Raw genomic sequence first — 19,252 nt, 5'->3', positions numbered from 1 at the left:
ATGCGCCCGGTTGATCCGTCCGTTCTCGTCGTGATTCCGGCCTGGAACGAAGAAGAATCCGTCGCGGACGTGGTCCGTGATGTCCGTACCGCGTACCCATCCGCACGATGCCTCGTGATTGACGACGGTTCGCAGGACGCGACAGCAGACCGTGCCCACGCCGTCGGTGCGGATGTGCTGCGTCTCCCGTTCAATCTCGGTGTCGGCGGCGCAATGCGTGCCGGGTACCGCTTCGCCCGTGCGAACGGGCACGATGTGGTCATCCAGGTGGATGCTGACGGACAACACGATCCCGAGATGATCGCCGACATGATCGCAACGCTCGCGGACGCCGACCTGGTGATCGGCGCACGCTTCGCGGGCAAAGGCGACTACGGCGCTCGTGGACCGCGCCGTTGGGCGATGCGCTTGCTCGCATCCGTTATCAGTCGGGTTGCGCGAACCGCCCTGACCGACGTCACTAGCGGGTTCAAGGCCGCCGGTCCGCGAGCGGTCGATCTGTTCGCTGAAGAGTTTCCGGCGGAGTACCTCGGTGACACCATCGAGGCGCTCGTCATCGCGGCCCGTGCCGGGTTGCGCATCCGACAGGTGCCTGTGGCGATGCGCGTGCGTCAGGGCGGCGAGCCCTCACATCGCCCGATCAGGGCCGCCGCGTACCTGATTCGGGCCTGCGCGGCCTTCGGACTCGCGATGATCCGTCCCCGCGCACGAATGGGGAGTGACGTATGAACATGAGCACCATCACCTACATCTTCGGCGTAGTCGCAGCTGTGCTGGCGCTGATAGCCATCATCGAGCTAATGCGGCGCGGCACGCTGCGCGAGCGCCACGCCGGCTGGTGGTTCGTCGGTGGAGTGATGGCGCTGGTTATCGCAGTGTTTCCGCAGACGCTGGGATGGGCCGCGGCAGCGTTGGGCATCGTCGTGCCCATCAACCTGGTGTTCTTCGTCGCGATCGCGCTGCTGTTTTTGGTGAGCCTGCAGTATGGCGCAGAGCTCACCAGGACCGAGGAGAAGATGCGCGTGCTGGCCGAGCAATCCGCCTTCCACGAGCGCCGCATCGCGCAGCTCGAGAAGCGACTCGGTGGCAGCACCGTGGTCGAGAGTGACGCGCCACGGCCGGACGGTGCGGATTCATGACCGGTGGGTTGCGCGTTGTCATCGCCTCGCGGCTGTTTCCGCCGGAGGTGAGCGCAGGTGCGTTCCGGCTCGGCGCGCTTGCGCGTGAGCTCGCTGAACGGGGCGCCGACGTTGCCGTTCTCACCACCACACCACCCGCGCACGCACCGAAGACGCCGGACGCTCGTGGTGTCGACGTGCGTCGCTGGCCAGTGCTCCGCGACGAGGGTGGCAATGTGCGCGGCTACGTGCAGTACATGAGCTTCGACCTCCCACTTTTGGGGCGTCTGCTCGCGACTCGATTCGACGTCGCTGTTGCGGAATCACCTCCCACTACCGGCCTCGTCGCCACGGTGATCGCAGGTCTCAAGCGCCGACCGCTCGTCTATTATGCGGCTGATGTCTGGACTGATGGAGTGATCTCGATGGGGGCGCCAAGCGTCATCGTCTCCGTTATGCGCCGGATGGAGCGTGCGGTCCTGAAACGCGCGGGCATCATCATCTCGGTCTCCGCCGAAGTCACCGAACGACTTGTGCTTCTCGGTGCCGACCCCGAGCACGTCGTGACAGTCGGCAACGGGATCGACACCGACATCTTCACGCCTGACGTGGAGCCGGCTTCGGATGAGACGTACTTCGTGTACACGGGGACGATGTCGGAGTGGCAGCAGCCAGATATCTTCATTCGTGCTTTCGCACAGATCGCAGAAAGTCACCCGGGTGTGCGGCTGCGCTTCTTCGGCCAGGGCGCCGTGGAATCCCAACTGAAGCAGGTCGCTCAGGAACTCGTCCCGGGGCGCGTCGAGTTCGGCGGCGTGGTGAGCCCGGCGGAATCGACGTCTTGGATCCGCGGGGCCGCGGCGTCCCTTGTCAGCATCGTTCCCGGTATCGGCTATGACTTCGCCAAGCCGACCAAGACGTACGCTGCGGCCGCCACGGGCACACCGGTGCTGTTCGCCGGGCCCGACGCCGGGGCCGAGCTCGTGCGTTCGGGTCAACTCGGTTTCGCGGTTGGATTCACACCCGATGCCGTTGCAACGGCAATGCAGCAGCTGCTTGCGCAGGCCAAGGACGGAACGACTGAGCGGATGCGACCGCACCGCGCGTCGTGGGCGCAGCAGAACGTGTCGCTTCGTGCTGTGGCTCAGCGTGTAGCACGGGCGGTCACTCAGGCTGCAAGCACGCGTGCACGTAAACTCGAAGCCGACTCCCGCCTGGCATCTGGCGGCCCCGAAAGGCCAACTCAATGACATCTTCGAACAACGTGCGGATCGTCGATTCCGCCGACGTTTCGCCCGACGCAAAGATCGGTCATGGTTCTTCGATCTGGCATCTCGCTCAAGTTCGTGAGGGCGTCCGGATGGGTGAGAACTGCATCGTCGGCCGCGGTGCGTACATCGGCACCGGCGTGGAGATGGGTGACAATTGCAAGGTGCAGAACTACGCACTCGTGTATGAACCCGCCAAGCTGGCAGACGGCGTCTTCATCGGTCCGGCCGTTGTCCTGACAAATGACACCTACCCACGCGCGATCAACGCCGATGGCTCCATCAAGAGCGCTCACGACTGGGAGCCGGTCGGTGTGACCATCGAGCGGGGTGCCGCCATCGGCGCGCGCGCGACGTGCGTCGCCCCGGTCACGATCGGCGCGTGGGCGACTGTCGCCGCCGGTGCGGTAGTTGTCAGGGATGTGCCTGCATACGCGCTGGTGGCCGGCGTTCCGGCCCGCCGGATCGGCTGGGTAGGTGAATCCGGAGTGCCGCTGATCGCCGGTGATGATGCTGCCACGTGGGTGTGCCCGACAACGGGCGCCACATACTTCGAATCCAATGGAATTCTCACCAAGGAGGTCGCGTGAGCGAGTTCATTCCCCCGGCGAAGCCGATCATCGGTGATGAGGAGCGGGCTGCTGTTGATCGTGTGATGCGTAGTGGGATGGTGGCGCAGGGGCCGGAGGTGGCGGCGTTTGAGGAGGAGTTCTCGGCTCATTTCGTGCCGGGTCGGCCGTCGGTGGCGGTCAACTCCGGGACTGCGGGGCTTCACTTGGGGCTGCTCGCCGCGGGCGTGGGTCCGGGTGATGAGGTGATAGTGCCGTCGTTCACCTTCGCGGCGACGGGGAATTCGGTGGCGTTGACGGGTGCGCGCCCGGTGTTCGTCGATATCGAGCCGGCGACGTTCAGCCTGGATCCGGCCGCGGTGGCTGCGGCGATCACGTCGAAGACTCGGGGGATCCTGCCGGTGCACCTGTATGGGCACCCGGCGCGGATGCGGGAGCTGGAGGCTCTGGCGACAGAGCGCGGTGTGGCGTTGTATGAGGATGCGGCGCAGGCGCACGGTGCGGCGTTGGATGGCCGTCCGGTGGGGTCGTTCGGTGAGTTCGCGATGTTCAGCTTGTATCCGACGAAGAACATGACCAGTGGTGAGGGTGGCATGGTGACGACGGCGACGGCGGAGATCGCCCGTCGGGTCAAGTTGCTGCGCAATCAGGGCATGGAGCGGCAGTACGAGAACGAGGTCGTCGGGTTCAACGCCCGGATGACGGACATTCACGCGGCGATCGGTCGGGTGCAGTTGACGAAGGTCGATGCCTGGACGGCGCAGCGCCAGCAGAATGCGGCGTTCCTGGATGCGCACCTGCAGGGTGTGGTGGTTCCGCCGGTTGCCGACGGCGCGGTGCACGTGTATCACCAGTACACGATCCGCGTCCCGGAGGACCGTGACGGGTTCGTGGCGGCGCTGAAGGAGGAGCACCAGGTGGGGGCCGGGGTGTATTACCCGATTCCCAATCACCGCCTGCCCTCGCTCGCGCCGTTCGCGCCGGGCCTGGAGCTGCCCGAGACGGAGCGCGCGGCGCGGGAGGTCGCGTCGCTGCCGGTGCATCCGTCGCTGTCTCAGGACGACCTTGACCGCATCGTCGCTGCCGTCAACGCCGTCGCAGGCGCGGGCTCCTGATGACTGAGGTGCTGCGGGTAGGGCTGCTCGGTGTGGGGATGATGGGGCGTCATCACGCCCGCGTGCTGCGTGAGCTGGATGGGGTCGACCTGGTCGCGATCGCCGACCCGGGCGGGGACCCGCACGGTGTCGCGGGAGATCTGCAGGTGCTGCCCGATATCGACGCGCTGATCGGTGCGGGGATCGATATGGCGGTGGTGGCGGTGCCGACCCGGTTCCATGAGGACGCGGCACTGAAACTCGCCGCCGCCGGGGTGCACACCCTGGTCGAGAAGCCCATCGCGCACAGTCTCGAGGCCGGGCAGCGGATGGTCGACGCGTTCGAAGCCGCGGGGCTGGTCGGCGCTGTCGGGCACATCGAACGCTTCAACCCGGCGCTGCAGGAGCTGCGTCGGCGGATTCAGGCGGGGGAGCTGGGTGCGGTCTATCAGGTCGCGACCCGCCGGCAGGGGCCGTTCCCGTCCCGGATCGCGGATGTCGGGGTGGCGAAGGACCTCGCCTCGCACGATGTGGATCTCACCGCGTGGGTGGTGCAGTCCGACTATCAGACCGTGTTCGCGCAGACGGCATTCAAGTCCGGCCGTGAGTTCGAGGACATGATCACCATCACCGGCCGCACCACGTCCGGGGTGATCGTGAACAACATCGTCAACTGGCTGAGCCCGATGAAGGAACGCCTCACCGTCGTCACGGGGGAGAAGGGCGCGTTCGTCGCCGATACCTCCACCGGCGACCTCACCTTCTACGCCAACGGCACCATCCCCCTCGAGTGGGAATCCGTCTCCTCCTTCCGCGGCGTCTCCGAAGGCGACGTCACCCGCTACGCGTTCCCCAAACGCGAACCACTGCGCGTCGAACACGAAGCCTTCCGCGACGCCGTGCTCGGCAAGGCCACCGACATCGTCACCATGGCACAAGGACAACGCACCCTCACCGTCGTCGAAGCCGCACTCGACTCCGCCCGCACACACACGTCAGTCGACGTGGCGAGCTTCACAGCCCGATGAAGCAGATCACTGTCCTGTTGCGGCGCCTGCTGCCGTATCTTCCGCAGTCCGCGCGGCGGTTTCTATTGTGGTACTCCGTCGTCGCAGCCCTGCTGTCGATCGTCGATGTGATCGCGCTGATGCTGTTGGCGCTGACGCTGGCAGCGGCGGCGACGGGGAGCGCGATCTCACTGCCGATCGTCGGAGCGATGCCCGAATCGGCGCTGGTCTGGATGATCGCGGGCCTTTCGGTGCTGGTCATTGCGAAGTCGGCTGCGAATGTGGGTCTGCAGTGGATTGCAACCCGGCGATTCGCGGAGTTCGAGGTCCGTGTCGGCGCTCGGCTGCTCGCTGCTTACCTTCGTGCACCGTGGACCGACCGACTCCGCCGAAATTCCGCTCAGGTTGTGCAGATGGCAAACACCGGTGTTGCGAACGTGACAAGCGGTTTCCTTCTGCCGGTCACCACACTGCCCGGCCTGCTCGTCACCTCGATCGGCGTGCTGGCGGTGATCGTCGTGGCGCAGCCGCTGACCGCGCTGATCACCGCAGTGTATCTGGTAGGTATCGCCGCTTTGCAGTACTTCGTGTTGGGCGGGCGCACACGCCAGGCGGCTCGAGTCGCGCGCGACTCGCAGATGGCCGCGGCTGCACTGATCTCGGGCATGGTGTCGGCGCTGAAAGAGATCACGCTGCGTGATAAGGCCTCCGAAGTCGAAGTCGTCGTCGAGAAGCAACGATCCCTTTCGGCCCGCGCCCGGTCGAACTCGAACTTCCTCTCGGCCGTGCCCCGCTTCATCTTCGATTCCGCGGTCATCGGCGGATTCCTGCTCACGGGCGGTGTCGCGTACTTCGTCGGCGGGCCGATCAATGGGCCGCAGGACGCCATCGGCGCGGTCGCGTTGTTCGGCATCGCCGGCTTCAGGTTGGTGCCCGCCCTCACCGGCTTCCAATCCGTCATCACACGCACCGTCACCACAGCGCCGTATGTCGACACCGTGATCGCCGACATCGAGTCGGCGGAGGAATATCTGAAGGCGCAGGAGCATCTCGGACGCGAGCCGCTGCCGTCTGCTCCGCACGTGCTCGCTCTCGAAGACGTCGCGTTCACGTTCCCCGGCTCCTCGACCCCCGCCGTCGAAGGGCTCAGTCTCGATATCCGAATGGGGACGACGGTAGGAATCGCAGGGCCATCGGGCGCGGGCAAATCAACCCTCGTTGATCTGCTCCTGGGGCTCATCTCGCCGAGTTCGGGGCGCATCCTCATCGACGGCAGACCGCTGCAGGACGTCCTCGCAGCGTGGCGTCACCACGTGGGCTACGTTCCACAGGATGTGGCGCTGTTCGATGGCACCATTGCCCAGAACATCGCACTGGTGTGGGACAACAGCTACGATCTCGAACGCGTTGAGCGCGCTGCCCGCCGTGCACAGCTGTGGGAGGTGATCTCAGACCGTGATGGCGGCGTGCATTCCACGGTCGGTGAGCGCGGCATGACGCTCTCCGGGGGCCAGCGCCAGCGGCTCGGCATCGCTCGCGCTCTGTACACGGACCCACTCGTCCTTGTGCTCGATGAGGCTACCAGTGCGCTTGACAGCAAGACCGAGGCGAACGTGACCGAGGCGATTCACGAACTGCACGGTGAGGTCACCGTCATCGCGGTCGCTCACCGGCTCTCGACTATCCGGGCTTCCGATCAGGTCCTGTTCATGCAGGAGGGCCGCATTGCCGCCACAGGCACCTTTGACGAGGTCGCCACCGAGCACGAGGATTTCGCGCTCCTGGCGCGGCTTTCGGGGTTGGCGTGAGTAGTCTCGCGGGTCTCGTCTCGTCGCGTTGGCGCATGGGCAAGCGCCTGCTGCGCACCTATCTGCCCGAAGTGATCACCGCTCGCACCGGCCCGGAAACGGGGCGCTACCGACCACGGGATGTGCCTGCGCCGGTTCGCCCACCAGCGACGGACGTGCGACTGCTGGTCGGGCCGCGCAACTTCGCCGGCCAAGGTGATAGCTGGGCTCGTGCCGCTGAGCGGTTGCCGGGGGTCGGCGCGGTGTCGATGCTCGCGGGCGACAACGGCGGGCTTGACTTTCCAGTCGATTACCGGGTGCCTGACGCGGTCTATACCAACTCCCGGCGCTGGGGCGTCGCCCAGCGTGACACCGTCGGATCTGGTTTCACACACGTGATGATCGAGGCGGTGTCTTCAATGTTCGGCGCGGCCAGCGACAAGGTCGTGGCCCGCGAAGTCGAGTGGCTGCGGGCACGGGGGGTGCAGATCGGGATGCTGTGCCATGGCACCGACATCCGACTGCCCGACCGGCATGCCCAACTTGACGAATGGTCTCCGTTCCGCGATGCGCCGACCGATTGGGTGAGCAGGCTCCAGGCCCGAGCCGCTTTCAACCAGCGCGTGCTCGACCGTGTCGCTGCGCCGGTGTTCGTCTCAACGCCGGAGATGCTACTTGACAGGCCCGGTGCGCAGTGGCTGCCCATCGTCGTGGACCCCGACCGTTGGGCGGACTCGAGCGAGATCCTTCGCGATGTCCGTCCTGTCGTTCTGCACGCGCCCACCAACCCGCGGGTCAAGGGCACCGCGCTGATCGAACCGATCGTGCAGACGATGCACGACTCGGAAGCGATCGACTATCGGCGCGTCATCCGTGTGCCGTCGCGCCAGATGCCGGCTCTGTACTCCGAGGCCGACGTTGTGCTCGAGCAGTTCGCATTGGGCATGTACTCGGTCACCTCGGTTGAAGCCATGGCAGCCGGCCGCATCGCCGTTGCGCACGTGCACGATCAGGTGCGCGATCACGTGCGCGAGACCACGGGTTTGGAATTGCCTGTCGTCGAAGCGACCCCGGCTACGCTGCGCGAGGTGCTCGACGACATCCGTTCACGTCCCGACCACTACCGCGAGGTGGCACAGCGCGGCCCCGCTTTCGTGCGCGCGGTGCACGACGGGATGCTTTCTGCACAGGTTCTCGAGCCGTTCCTCAGGGCGCAGCCATGAGCAGGCACCTGCTGCTGACGGCATGGGCATTTCCGCCGGCCAGAACCAGCGGCGTCTATCGCGCGGCCGGCATCGCCAATGCGTTCGTGCGCGCCGGCTGGCACGTGACCGTGCTCACTGGTCCAGCGGCGCTGTTTCGCGCCAATGAGGTGTCGGACGAGACGCTGCTCGAGACGATCGATCCGCGTATCGACATCATCGAGGTGCCGCTTGAACACCATGAGCTGTCGACTGACATCACCGAGTGGTCACGGACTCGCGCTCGTCAGCCTGAGTTCTGGACACGCCGCCGACTGCGTCGGGATCAGCGTGAGTTTCCTGAGGCATGGTACGGATCGTGGGCCCCGCCCCTGCGCAGGACAGCCGAAGCTGTGCATTCAGCCCGTCCGGTCGACCTCGCGCTGGGCACCGCCGCACCGTACGTCGACTTCGTTCCGGGAGAGCACCTGCACGCGAAGCACGGGGTGCCGTACATCCTCGATTATCGTGACGCGTGGACTTTCCTCACCTTCACCGGGAAGCCGCCCGCGGGCCTGACGGATGCTGTCCGCCGGCGCGAGCGGGGGCTGATGCGCAGCGCCTTCCAGGTCTGGTTCGTCAACGACCCGATCCGCGTCTGGCATGCCGGCGAGTACCCGGGAAGCGCCTCGGTCATGCGCACGGTGCGCAACGGCTTCGATCTCCCCGCGCACGCCTCGGGGCCAGAGGCGTTGGGGGTGCCACATCGCGACTGCTCGAGCGGTCCGTTGACCTTCGGCTACATCGGGACGATCAACTTCGGCGCGTTTCCGCTTGACGAGGTCGTCGAAGCGTGGCGAACCGCCCGCCTGCTGATGCCACCGGGAACACGTCTTGTGCTGCGTGGACACCTGGGCCGCACGGGAGTGGGCAGCCCGCAGCTCATGGCGGCGCTGGCCGAAGCCGAGCCCCTTGGCATCGTCTACGAAGGCCCGGTGAAGCGCAGCCGGCTCGCGGAAGCGTACCAGCAGTTCGACGCACTGCTGCTGGCGCTGCCCAGCGGCCCCGGTGTCACCAGCGGCAAGGTCTATGAGTACGCAGCGACAGGGCTGCCCATCGTTTCGGTGCATACTCCCGAGACACCCGTCGGCGAGGTGCTCGACGATACCGACCACTGGCACGCACCTCGTTCTCTTGACACAGCAGACATCGCCGACGCCCTGCTCGCGGCCGCGCGCCAGGTGCAGTCCACCACCGTGGAAGACCGACGCCGCACGATCTCATCCGGCGGTCGCTGGGAGCGCACGCGCATCCTGGCGGCGGCCGTCGCGGACGTCGAAGCTGCTCTGGATGCGAGGTCAAGAGCATGAAGATCGTCGTGTTCGCGCCGACTGCAGACGATATCAGGGCGAGCCTCGCCACGCTCACCGATCACGCCGAAGTCACCGTCGTGTCCGCTGCTCACGCGCAGTGGGACGGCGCATACTCCGTTGCGGTGGGGGGATCCGGCATTCGGGAGCGACTGTCCGAGTACGCGCGCCGCACACCGCCCGGTCGTGTGCTTCGGCGGCTGACGCCTTTGGATCCCGGCGCGATGTTCGCACACCGGGTACGCAGGTCGGCCGATGCGGGAGCCGCGATCGCCGAAGCGGATCTTCTCGTGTCGACCGAACGCGATGCGCACTTCGCGGTCTGGCGGACGGCGCGTGATCTCTCGGCGCGGGGACGGAGGATCTCGGCAGTCGCCGGATTCCCGGCGGCACGAGCTGCCGTGGACCGCTTCAGCCGCGATTATTGAGTGCGAACAGCGCGGCGGTACCGCCGTAGACGGCGTCCCAGGACACCCCGAGTTCGCGCATCCGGGAGAGTTTCCATACGGTGAGGATGGCGTCTCGGTCGAGGGCGACCACGACGTCCGCTTCGCGGACCAGGTCGCGCAGAACGGGATCTCTTCTCGCCGCGCTCCACAGTCGTCGAGACCGATCCAGAGGGGTGATGCGGATCAGATTTCGGCCGAGTGCAGAGCCCCAGGCCAGTCGTTCGATGCGACGCGCTACGGGCCCCTGGCTTGGAAGGGTGAGTGGGTGCTCGGGAGTGCCCGCGTTCTTCGACGCCGGGCGGACACGGATGACTTCCGCCTGCGCAGCGAGCTCAGCGAGCGCGGGATTCTCCTGACCGCTGGACATGATGGCGACGATGCGCATCAGACACCGACCTCTCGGGTGAGTCGCTGACGCCAGTTCTGCGCAACGGGCCGAAGGATGTGTGCGCGCTCGTAGCGGCTTGCCCACTCCCGCGCCCGCCGTCGGTCATCGAGCGTCTGTCCGGCTGCGAGGTCAGCGGCGCGAGTGAGAGCGTCGGCGATGTCCCGCGCGCTCAGCGAGGCGGCGGGCGCCCAAGCGGGGTAACCGCGCAGCGTGTCGCTTACAGCGTTCACCGGGTCATGCACCGACACGATCGGAAGACCCGTCGACATGTACTCGAAGACCTTCCCGCTTGTCATGAAGCGGCTTGTGCCGAGCGGCAGTATCAGCGCGTCGAATCCGGCGTAGGTGTCAGAGATCTCGGCCTTCGAAACCGGGCCGACGTACCGGACGGAGCCGTCGTGAACGCGCGCGATGGTCGACAGCACACCGCCCTCGTCGTCGCCCTGATGACCGAGGTACCCGTAGAGGTCGATCCGTGCATCCTGCAGCGCGCCGCCAGCCCGGGCTGTCAGCCATCCATCCACGAGCTGCGGGATGGGGGTCTGGGAGGTCATCGTGCCGATGTTCCCGAACACGAGCCCTTCGGAGCGGTCGGCGCGTGGAGGGGCTACGTCTCCGACGAACTCCGGGTCGAATCCGTTCGAGACCACCTGGACGCGGCCCGCGGCGTCCGGGTACAGCTGCCGGTGCCATTGTGCGATCGGCTCATTGACGAACCAGACCTCATCCGCAGTCTCGATGAGACGTCGCTCCCATCGGGCACCGGGATGCCGGTCGGTGAGCGTCCGGCGTCCGGAGTACATGTCCAGCTGCCACGTGTCGCGGTAGTCCATGATGAACGGGACTCCGGCGGTGTTCTTCAGATGGAAACCCGCGGTGTGTACGACGTTCGGGTTCCCGGAGCCGATTGTGAGGGTGACCGGTCGCTCGCGGTGGATGCGCGTCGCCGCCTGTTCCAGATTCGTGCGCCACAGTCCATATCGGGGTTCGGGGAAGACGCGGGACGTACGCCAGCCTCGCCAGCCGTTCCACAGTTCGGGGGCATGCGCTCGGAAGCTGCTCCACGTTCGCAGGTCCAGGACCGTCTCATCGTGGGGGAACGGGATACGCTCCACGCGGATGCGCGGATCCACGCGCTCCTCCATCGAGGGGTCGATGCCCGTGCTGCGCAGGAACACCTCACGGGGCACGGTGAGGACCGTGACCTCCCAACCTTCTCTCGCGAACGCATTGGCGGTCGCGAGAAGCCGGTACGCACCACCGCTGCGTGACGGAGGAAAGCCCCAGGCAACATAGAGTAGGTGAGGCGGCGAGACGTGCGACAAGGCGAACCTGCTGAGAATAAGTGATCAGAGGGCGAGAACGCCTAACAATAACATCGGGTTCTTGGAGGAGCAGATGCGCGTAGCGGTGACGAAGGGATCCCTTCTCATCCCTCCGACGTACTTCGCCGTCGCCCATGCGCGGATGCTGCGTGCGGTGCACGAAGTGCGGATCTTCACGGGAACCGCCCACATCACCGACTCGTCTGCGCTCGACGGGATCAAGCTGGATGAGACGCTGACGGAGTCTCTTCCCATAGCGAACCGACTGCCCGTGCGTCGACGGGAGCAGATCGGGGCGCTGCTGTGGCAGGCGACAGCCCGTCGCATCGCGCGGTGGGCGCCAGACGTCATCCATCAGCACTTCGCGTACGGGTCACGCGCCGCGGTGTCGGCCGCCAGACGCACCCGACGACCCCTGATCGTCACAGTGCATGGTGGCGATGCGTTCGTCCCGCTCACACCGCTGCGCGAGCGGGGAGTCCGTGCACGCCCCGCGCTGCTCGCCATGCAGCGCGAGGTGAAGACGGCGTATCGCGAGGCGGACCTGATCCTGGCGGTGAGCGAGTACATCGCCGGTATCGCCGTGCAGGGCGGCGCCTCCCCTGACCGGGTTCGCGTGCACTACCAGGGTGTCGATACGGATATCTTCGCGCCGTCGCCGGCAGTCGATGAGGCAGGGACCCGGCGATTGCTCTTTGTCGGCCGCCTGGTCGACGTCAAGGGCGTATTCGATCTGCTGACTGCGTCGAGTGCGGTCATCGACGATCACCCGCACGAGCTGGTCTTCGTCGGCGATGGGCCGGCGCGAGCAGGACTGGAGGAGGCTGCACGGGATCTGCCCCATGTGCACGTGCTCGGCGGGCGCGCCAGCGCCGAGGTGCGGGATCTGCTGCACTCAGCACACGCGCTCGCGCTTCCCACCCGCATCAACGGGCGTGCCAGGGAGGCCGCCGGTCTGGTTCTGCTCGAAGCGCAGGCGTGCGGTGTCCCAGTCATCGCGTATGACAGCGGTGGCACTTCCGAGATGATGGAAGCCGATGTGACGGGATGGCTGGCCCCGGAGGGAGATGTCGCCGCGTTGCAGGAAAGGCTCGCCGAATCCCTCTCCCAGACCCCGGATCGTCGCCGGGAGATGGGCAGCAGAGCTCGAGCGTTCGTCGTCGAGCATCGCAGCCTCAGCACCAGCGCCCGCCGGCTTTCCGCCATCTACGAGGAGTTCCACCGGTGACCCGCATCCTCTGCATCTCACTCTCACCCATCCGGCGTGACGCGCGAGTGCTGCGCCAGATCGGCATCCTCCGTGCACTCGGCGATGTCGTCACGGTCGGCTACGGTGATCAGCCTGACGGAGTCGTCGAGCACATCCGCGTCCCAGACGGCAGTCTCTCTCTGCCTCAGACACTCGGGGGCGTGATGAAGCTGGCGCTGCGCAGGTTCGATTCCGTCGAATTGACGGCGCCTGGAGTGGCGTACGCGCTCGGACAGCTTCGCGGGCGCGAGTTCGACCTGGTGGTTGCGAATGACGCTCGCGTGCTGGGGTTGGCCTTCGCCGTCGCCGGCGATGCCCCGGTGTGGGCCGACATGCACGAGTGGGCTCCGGAAGAGCGAACGCACGTGCTGTCATGGCGCCTTCTCGTAGCGCCCTTCATGGTCCACCTCTGCCGCAAGTATCTGCCGCGTGCGGCCGTCATGACCACGGTCGGGGGCGAGATTGCCAAGCTATATCACCGTGACTTCGGCGTGAGACCACAGGTGATGCGCAACGCTGCTCCGTTCGAGGATCTGTCGCCTACCGCCGTGCAGCCCAACCGGATCCGGTTGGTGCACAGCGGAGGAGCCGTGCACGGCCGCAACCTGGAGACGATGATCGACGCTGTGAAGCTGCTCGACGCGCGGTTCACTCTCGACATGTACCTCGTTCCCGCCGCCGACGGCGGCAAATACCTGCGATCCCTGCGTGACCGTGCCGCTGGTGACCCGCGCATCGTCTTCCATGATCCGGTGCCGCCGGCCATGCTGCCCGCCACATTGAACGCGTACGATGTGGGTGTCTTCTGGATCCCGCCCGTGCACACGAACGCGCGTCTGACGCTGCCGAACAAACTGTTCGACTTCGTTCAGGGGCGTCTGGCGCTGGCGATCGGCCCGACGGTCGAAATGGAGCGACTCGTGCGCGAGTACGGTCTCGGCGTCGTCAGCACCGGCTTCGATGCGCGCAGCTGCGCGGATTCGCTGCGATCGCTGACAGCCGAACAGATCATGGCATTCAAGGACGCATCGGATGCGAATGCTGAGAGGTTGAGCTTCGAGCACGAAGGAGCCGCTGCGGTCGCGATGCTCCTACCGCTCCTGGCTGCTCCGTAGACTGGACTCACCGTGAAGATCGTCAGTGTCGTGGGCGCACGCCCGCAGTTCGTGAAGCTCGCCCCCATCCACAAAGCTGCGAAGGCAGCCGGGGTGGAGCATGTGATCGTGCATACCGGGCAGCATTACGATCCGATGCTCTCCGACGTCTTCTTCGAAGACCTCGGCATCGGTGCACCAGATGTGCACTTGGGAGTCGGCAGCGGTTCTCACGGTGTGCAGACGGGGGCGATGCTGGCAGCGTTGGATGCGGTGTTCGATGAGCACCGGCCCGACTGGGTACTCGTCTACGGCGACACGAACTCGACGGTGGCGGCCGCTTTGAGTGCTGTGAAGATGCACATTCCGGTCGCGCATCTGGAGGCGGGGCTGCGCAGCTTCAATCGTCGGATGCCCGAGGAGCACAACCGGGTGATGACCGATCACGCTGCGGATCTGCTGCTTGCGCCGACGCAGGTGGCCGTCGATCATCTGGCGTCCGAGGGGCTGGCGAAGCGCACTGCGCTGGTCGGCGACGTCATGACTGACGTGCTCTACGAGGTACGTGATCAGGTGGCTGGAACGCGGTCAGTTCTGCTGCAGGAGCTCGGGCTTGAGTCGGGTGGGTTCTATGTCGCGACGATTCACCGCGCCGAGAACACTGATGAGCCGACGCGCCTGGCAGAGGTCGCCGGGAGTCTCGCCGGGCTCGACAAGCCGGTCGTTCTGCTCGCGCATCCTCGGGTGGTGGCGAAGGCGGCCGCACACGGCATCTCACTCACCCAAGGCTCGCTGATCGCGCACGCACCGCTGGCTTATCCCGAGTTGATCGCCGCTGCGCTGGACAGCGCAGGCATCGTGACAGACTCAGGCGGCCTGCAGAAGGAAGCCTTCCTGTTGGGTGTGCCGTGCACGACCGTGCGTACCGAGACGGAATGGGTCGAAACGGTCGATCTGGGGTGGAACGTGCTGGCGAACTCGGCCGAGGAGATCGCCGCCGGTGTGACCCGGCCACGGCCCGCAGACTCGAATGCTGAGCCGTATGGTGACGGCCATGCCGCGCAGCGCGTGATCGAGGTGCTCTCCATCTGGAGGCGGTGATCTCCTCGGGCGACGTGGGCCACGCGGGGCCGTTCACCCAGGACGAGGCCCTTAGAATGGAGCCCATGCGTATTGCTGTTGTCGCCCTGGGTAAGATCGGGCTTCCTCTTGCTGTTCAGTTCGCGTCGTCCGGTCATGAGGTGATCGGTGTTGATGTGAATCAGAAGGCGGTTGATTCGATCAATGCGGCAGTGGAGCCGTTTCCGGGTGAGGCGCATCTGCAGGAGCGCCTCGAGGAGCTGATCCCCGCAGGCAAGCTGCGTGCGACCACAGATTACGCCGAGGCGATTCCCGGGGCGGATGCTGTCGTGTTGGTCGCCCCGGTGTTCGTGGACGACGAGACGTGGGAGCCGGACTTCAAGTACATGGACTCCGCCACGAAGTCGCTGGCAGAGCACCTCACGCCTGGCACGCTGGTCTCATATGAGACGACGCTGCCGGTGGGGACGAGCCGCACGCGGTGGAAGCCGATGCTGGAAGAGGGGTCCGGCCTGACGGAGGGTGTGGACTTCCATGTCGTGTACTCGCCGGAGCGGGTGCTGACCGGTCGGGTGTTCGAGGATCTGCGGAAGTATCCGAAGCTGATCGGTGCGCTCTCTGCCGAGGGGACGCGACGGGCGCGGGAGTTCTACGAGGCCGTGCTGCAGTTCGATGAGCGCCCTGACCTGCCCCGCCCGAACGGCGTGTGGGATCTGGGTTCGACGGAGGCGTCGGAGATGGCGAAGCTCGCCGAGACGACCTACCGGGATGTGAACATCGGCCTGGCGAACCAGTTCGGTCTGTTCGCGGCGTCGCACGGGATCGATGTGTACAAGGTGATCGAGGCGTGCAATTCGCAGCCGTACAGTCACATCCACCGCCCGGGTATTGCGGTGGGTGGGCATTGCATCCCAGTGTATCCGCGGTTGTACCTGTCGACGGATCCGGATGCGGATATCGTGCGTGTCGCGCGGCAGTTGAACGCGTCGATGCCGGAGCGTCTGGTCGCGCAGGCCGAGGGCATCCTCGGAGACCTGGCAGGGCAGAAGGCCGTCGTGCTGGGAGCCGCGTACCGTGGCGGGGTGAAGGAGACCGCGTTCTCCGGAGTGTTCCCGACAGTGAAGGCCCTGCAGTCGCGTGGGGCGAAGGTCGTCGTGCATGACCCGCTGTACACCGATGATGAGTTGCGCGGACTCGGGTTCGAGCCGTACGAGATCGGCGGCGACGCGGACCTGGCGATCCTGCAGACCGACCACGCCGATTACAAGACCCTCAGCCCCGAACAGATCCCCGGTGTGAAGCTGCTCGTCGACGGCCGCAACGCCAGCGACGCGACCCGGTGGGCCGGCACGCCCCGCATCGTCGTCGGCACTGCCGTCTGAGTCGAGCCTTGGTCGCAGTCTCCGTCATCATCCCCACGTACAACGAGGGGCCGAACGTCGCCCCCTTGGTGGCGCGGCTCAGTGTGCTTCCGAACATCGCTGAGGTCGTGTTCGTCGACGATTCGACCGACGGCACCCCGGCGGAGATCGAGCGCGTCGCGGCTGACTCCTCAGTGCCGGTGCGCCTGCTGCATCGCGATGAGGCGACAGGTGGTCTGGGTGGTGCCGTGCTGCGAGGCTTCGACGTGGCGACCTCTGAGGTCTGCATCGTCATGGACGGAGATCTGCAGCATCCGCCCGAAGTCATCACGCAGCTGATCGAACGCTACGACCGTGGCGAAGCCGACGTCGTGGTCGCCTCGCGCTACGCGGGGGAGGGTTCAGCGGCAGGCTTGGCAGGCTTCACGCGTCGCGCCGTGTCACGCGGATCGACGCTGCTGACGAAGGCGATGTTCCCCCGTCGGTTGTTCGGCTGCAGCGACCCGATGACCGGCTTCTTCCTTGTCGATCTGCGCAAGATCGACCGCGCGTCACTGCGCCCGCAGGGGTTCAAGATCCTGCTCGAGATCCTCGCGAGGCACACGCTGCGGATCGCCGAGGTTTCCTTCGACTTCGCGGATCGCAACGCAGGCGAGTCCAAGGCATCCCTGCGCCAGGGGATCCGGTTTCTCCGGCAGCTCTCCTCGCTGCGGTTCGGCAAGATGCCTGCGTTCGCCCTAGTCGGTGCGATCGGCGCCGTCGTCAACATCTTCATCGTGTGGATGCTGACGAACCTTGGCGTCGGCTACGTCTGGGCGGCGATCGTCGGCGCTGAGGTGACGATCGTCGGCAACTTCCTCGTCCTCGATCGGTATGTGTTCTTCGAGCTGAAGGGTGCGGCAGCACCGTTCCGGCGCCGCTTCGGGCAGTCGTTCCTGTTCAACAACGCCGAGGCCGTGATTCGAATCCCGGTGATGGCGATGCTGGTCGAGAGCTGGCACATCTCGGCTGCCGTCGCGACAGCAGCCACACTCGCCGTCGCCTTCGTCGTGCGCTTCGTCTTCCATTCGCTGGTGGTCTATCGTCCGCGGCACGGCACGACCGCGTTCGGCGCCGAGGCCACGGGACCGCAGCGTCTGCCGCTCCGAAGCGGAGAGGCGTGAGCACCCCCGGCGCGATTCGCACGGCACTGCGCGCCGCACTCCCCGCAGCCCTGGGCTACGTCGCGGTCCGAGCACTCGGCATCATCGCGCTCTGGTGGGCGGGCGGTCGTTCGCTGCCGACACTGTGGCATTCGCTCACCGCGCGATACGACGCGGGTCCACTGCTCACGATCGCTGCGGAGGGCTACGACGACGGCAGCGTCGCGCCCAGCAATCTCGCGTTCTTCCCGCTGTTCCCGATGCTCGCACGCGCTCTGGGAGCGGTCGTCGGAATTCCGGCAGCGGGGCTGATCATCAGCTGGACCGCTGGACTTGCATGTGCGCTCGCCCTGTTCTTCATCGGCAGGCGGCTGGGCAACGCGCTGATGGGCACCATGCTTGCGGTGCTCTGGGGTGCGCTGCCACACGCCATCACCGAGTCGATGGCGTACACGGAATCCCTCTTCACGGCACTCGCAGCCTGGGCGCTCTTCGCCGTCATCGGCCGGCAATGGCTCCTCGCAGGCGTGCTCACCGCGTTCGCGGGACTCACTCGGGCCACGGCCGCCGCGCTGATCGCCGTCGTCGGGATCGCGGCGATCGTCGAATTGATCCGCACGCGGGGCCGGTCTTGGCGGGCTTGGGTCGGCGGTGCGATCTCGCCGCTGGGGTGGCTCGGGTACATCGCCTGGGTGTCGACGCGCACGGGCGGCATCGATGGCTGGCTGGAGGTGCAGCGGGGCTGGGGAACCACCTTCGACGGCGGGCTCTACACTCTGCGCACATTCCGGACGATGCTGTCCGGTGAGGCGTCACTGCAACTGCTGGTGGTGACGGCCATCATCGCGATCACGATCGCGCTGCTCGCGATCTCGGCGGCCGAACGGGGGCGCTGGGAGCTGCAGCTGTATGGGCTGCTGGTCGTCGTGCTCTCGTTCGGCGCGGCCGGCTACTACCAGTCGAAGGCGCGGTTGATCCTGCCCGCCTTCACGCTGCTGATACCGATCGCACAAGCGCTCGCGCGAGCGCGCCGGTCAACACGACTGATCATCTTGATCACGCTGGCGCTGATCTCTGCGTGGTACGGCGCGTACCTTCTGGTGCACGCACCCTACTCACCCTGATCAGCGAGGATTCAGGGACGTCATGCGGGCGGCGTGACTGACTTCGCGCCGTCCAGGGTCGAACCGTAGTGTACTTCTCCGTTCAGATCGAAGATGAATGCGCGGTCGGCGTCAGGTGCGAGATAGACGACCGCTTCGGCTTCGCCTTGCTCGGTGCTCCATCCCTCGCCGTCGAGGTGCGTCTGTGCGGCTTCGATCTCGTCGGGAGTCGCTCGTGCCCACCCGAACAGCTCGGGTTCGGAAGTGCCGTCGCTCCATTCGCAGATCTGCCCGTCGGCGAACGTCGGCTCGTCGGCCGGCCACGGCTGAGGTTCCCCCGCTTCGAAGCCGCCCGTGTTCAACGTGCGCGCGAGATCTGCCGTGATGAGATCCGCGCAGGACACGTCGTGGTACTCGGCGATATCGTTTTCGGAGGGCAGCGCAAGGGTCCGTGTGGGAGCGGGCGATTCCGACGTGTCGGGCTCCGGTTGCGCCGTGCAGCCGCTGAGCAGGGCGGCGCCGACGGCGAGCGACGTCAGTACGGTGACCAGTCGAGTCATCGGCGCCTCCTAGTTCGATGGTCATTGAGTGCTCGCAGTCTAGGGCCCGACGTCTCCGGTGCCAAGAACTCCATTCCAGAAATTCTTTTGTTTCAGCTGAGAGTCTT

At 66.2% G+C, this 19,252-nt stretch carries 19 protein-coding genes; 16 read left to right on the top strand and 3 right to left on the bottom strand.

Going from position 1 to position 19,252, the window contains the following annotated elements:
• From MNR00_RS11185 to MNR00_RS11140, 10 genes are read left to right on the top strand one after another with little or no spacing between them, the layout of a single operon-like run.
• The gene (locus tag MNR00_RS11185; protein ID WP_241926001.1) at positions 1-729 is read left to right on the top strand and encodes a glycosyltransferase family 2 protein; all 729 of its coding nucleotides are present in this window, start codon (positions 1-3) and stop codon (positions 727-729) included.
• Between the two features lie 2 nt (positions 730-731).
• Complete coding sequence (locus MNR00_RS11180) at positions 732-1,139, top strand: DUF2304 domain-containing protein (RefSeq protein WP_241926000.1); 408 nt, start codon at positions 732-734, stop codon at positions 1,137-1,139.
• Positions 1,136-2,368 (top strand): glycosyltransferase family 4 protein, encoded by a 1,233-nt coding sequence (locus MNR00_RS11175; protein ID WP_241925999.1) that lies wholly within the window; start codon positions 1,136-1,138, stop codon positions 2,366-2,368. The genes MNR00_RS11180 and MNR00_RS11175 overlap by 4 nt, the downstream gene beginning before the upstream one ends.
• Positions 2,365-2,976: an acyltransferase gene (locus MNR00_RS11170; RefSeq protein ID WP_241925998.1), complete on the top strand. Its 612-nt coding sequence runs from the start codon at positions 2,365-2,367 to the stop codon at positions 2,974-2,976. The genes MNR00_RS11175 and MNR00_RS11170 overlap by 4 nt, the downstream gene beginning before the upstream one ends.
• The gene (locus MNR00_RS11165; RefSeq protein WP_241925997.1) at positions 2,973-4,070 is read left to right on the top strand and encodes a DegT/DnrJ/EryC1/StrS family aminotransferase; all 1,098 of its coding nucleotides are present in this window, start codon (positions 2,973-2,975) and stop codon (positions 4,068-4,070) included. The genes MNR00_RS11170 and MNR00_RS11165 overlap by 4 nt, the downstream gene beginning before the upstream one ends.
• Entirely contained in the window at positions 4,070-5,077 is a 1,008-nt protein-coding gene (locus tag MNR00_RS11160) for a Gfo/Idh/MocA family oxidoreductase (protein WP_241925996.1), read from the top strand. The genes MNR00_RS11165 and MNR00_RS11160 overlap by 1 nt, the downstream gene beginning before the upstream one ends.
• Complete coding sequence (locus MNR00_RS11155) at positions 5,074-6,864, top strand: ABC transporter ATP-binding protein (RefSeq protein ID WP_241925995.1); 1,791 nt, start codon at positions 5,074-5,076, stop codon at positions 6,862-6,864. Before MNR00_RS11160 ends, MNR00_RS11155 begins: the two co-directional genes overlap by 4 nt.
• A gap of 35 nt (positions 6,865-6,899) precedes the next feature.
• On the top strand, positions 6,900-8,066 hold the full coding sequence (locus tag MNR00_RS11150; RefSeq protein WP_241925994.1) for a hypothetical protein: 1,167 nt from the start codon (positions 6,900-6,902) through the stop codon (positions 8,064-8,066).
• Positions 8,063-9,394, top strand: coding sequence for a glycosyltransferase (locus MNR00_RS11145; protein ID WP_241925993.1), 1,332 nt, complete (start codon positions 8,063-8,065; stop codon positions 9,392-9,394). Before MNR00_RS11150 ends, MNR00_RS11145 begins: the two co-directional genes overlap by 4 nt.
• A complete protein-coding gene (locus tag MNR00_RS11140) occupies positions 9,391-9,822 on the top strand; it encodes a hypothetical protein (RefSeq protein WP_241925992.1) in 432 nt (143 codons plus the stop codon). The genes MNR00_RS11145 and MNR00_RS11140 overlap by 4 nt, the downstream gene beginning before the upstream one ends.
• Here the strand turns inward: MNR00_RS11140 and MNR00_RS11135 are convergent.
• Positions 9,806-10,228, bottom strand: coding sequence for a hypothetical protein (locus tag MNR00_RS11135; RefSeq protein WP_241925991.1), 423 nt, complete (start codon positions 10,226-10,228; stop codon positions 9,806-9,808). The two genes, MNR00_RS11140 and MNR00_RS11135, sit on opposite strands and share 17 nt — an antisense overlap.
• Positions 10,228-11,556 (bottom strand): glycosyltransferase, encoded by a 1,329-nt coding sequence (locus MNR00_RS11130; RefSeq protein ID WP_241925990.1) that lies wholly within the window; start codon positions 11,554-11,556, stop codon positions 10,228-10,230. The genes MNR00_RS11135 and MNR00_RS11130 overlap by 1 nt, the downstream gene beginning before the upstream one ends.
• Before the next feature lie 85 nt (positions 11,557-11,641).
• On the opposite strand from MNR00_RS11130, the gene MNR00_RS11125 reads away from it, so the two are divergent.
• The 6 genes from MNR00_RS11125 (at position 11,642) to MNR00_RS11100 (ending at position 18,606) form a co-directional block, all read left to right on the top strand.
• On the top strand, positions 11,642-12,784 hold the full coding sequence (locus MNR00_RS11125; protein WP_241925989.1) for a glycosyltransferase: 1,143 nt from the start codon (positions 11,642-11,644) through the stop codon (positions 12,782-12,784).
• Complete coding sequence (locus MNR00_RS11120; RefSeq protein WP_241925988.1) at positions 12,781-13,920, top strand: hypothetical protein; 1,140 nt, start codon at positions 12,781-12,783, stop codon at positions 13,918-13,920. Before MNR00_RS11125 ends, MNR00_RS11120 begins: the two co-directional genes overlap by 4 nt.
• A gap of 12 nt (positions 13,921-13,932) precedes the next feature.
• Entirely contained in the window at positions 13,933-15,000 is a 1,068-nt protein-coding gene (gene wecB, locus MNR00_RS11115) for a UDP-N-acetylglucosamine 2-epimerase (non-hydrolyzing) (protein WP_241925987.1), read from the top strand.
• Positions 15,001-15,065: 65 nt separating this feature from the next.
• Positions 15,066-16,361: a nucleotide sugar dehydrogenase gene (locus MNR00_RS11110; RefSeq protein ID WP_241925986.1), complete on the top strand. Its 1,296-nt coding sequence runs from the start codon at positions 15,066-15,068 to the stop codon at positions 16,359-16,361.
• 8 nt (positions 16,362-16,369) lie between these two features.
• Positions 16,370-17,503 (top strand): glycosyltransferase family 2 protein, encoded by a 1,134-nt coding sequence (locus tag MNR00_RS11105; protein ID WP_241925985.1) that lies wholly within the window; start codon positions 16,370-16,372, stop codon positions 17,501-17,503.
• Complete coding sequence (locus tag MNR00_RS11100; protein ID WP_241925984.1) at positions 17,500-18,606, top strand: hypothetical protein; 1,107 nt, start codon at positions 17,500-17,502, stop codon at positions 18,604-18,606. The genes MNR00_RS11105 and MNR00_RS11100 overlap by 4 nt, the downstream gene beginning before the upstream one ends.
• 20 nt (positions 18,607-18,626) lie before the next feature.
• On the opposite strand, the gene MNR00_RS11095 is transcribed toward MNR00_RS11100, so the two are convergent.
• Positions 18,627-19,145: a hypothetical protein gene (locus MNR00_RS11095; protein WP_241925983.1), complete on the bottom strand. Its 519-nt coding sequence runs from the start codon at positions 19,143-19,145 to the stop codon at positions 18,627-18,629.
• Positions 19,146-19,252: the final 107 nt, after the last annotated feature.

This window comes from Microbacterium sp. H1-D42 (assembly GCF_022637555.1).
GTDB lineage: Bacteria > Actinomycetota > Actinomycetes > Actinomycetales > Microbacteriaceae > Microbacterium.
This window is presented reverse-complemented; position numbering and strand designations above follow the sequence as displayed.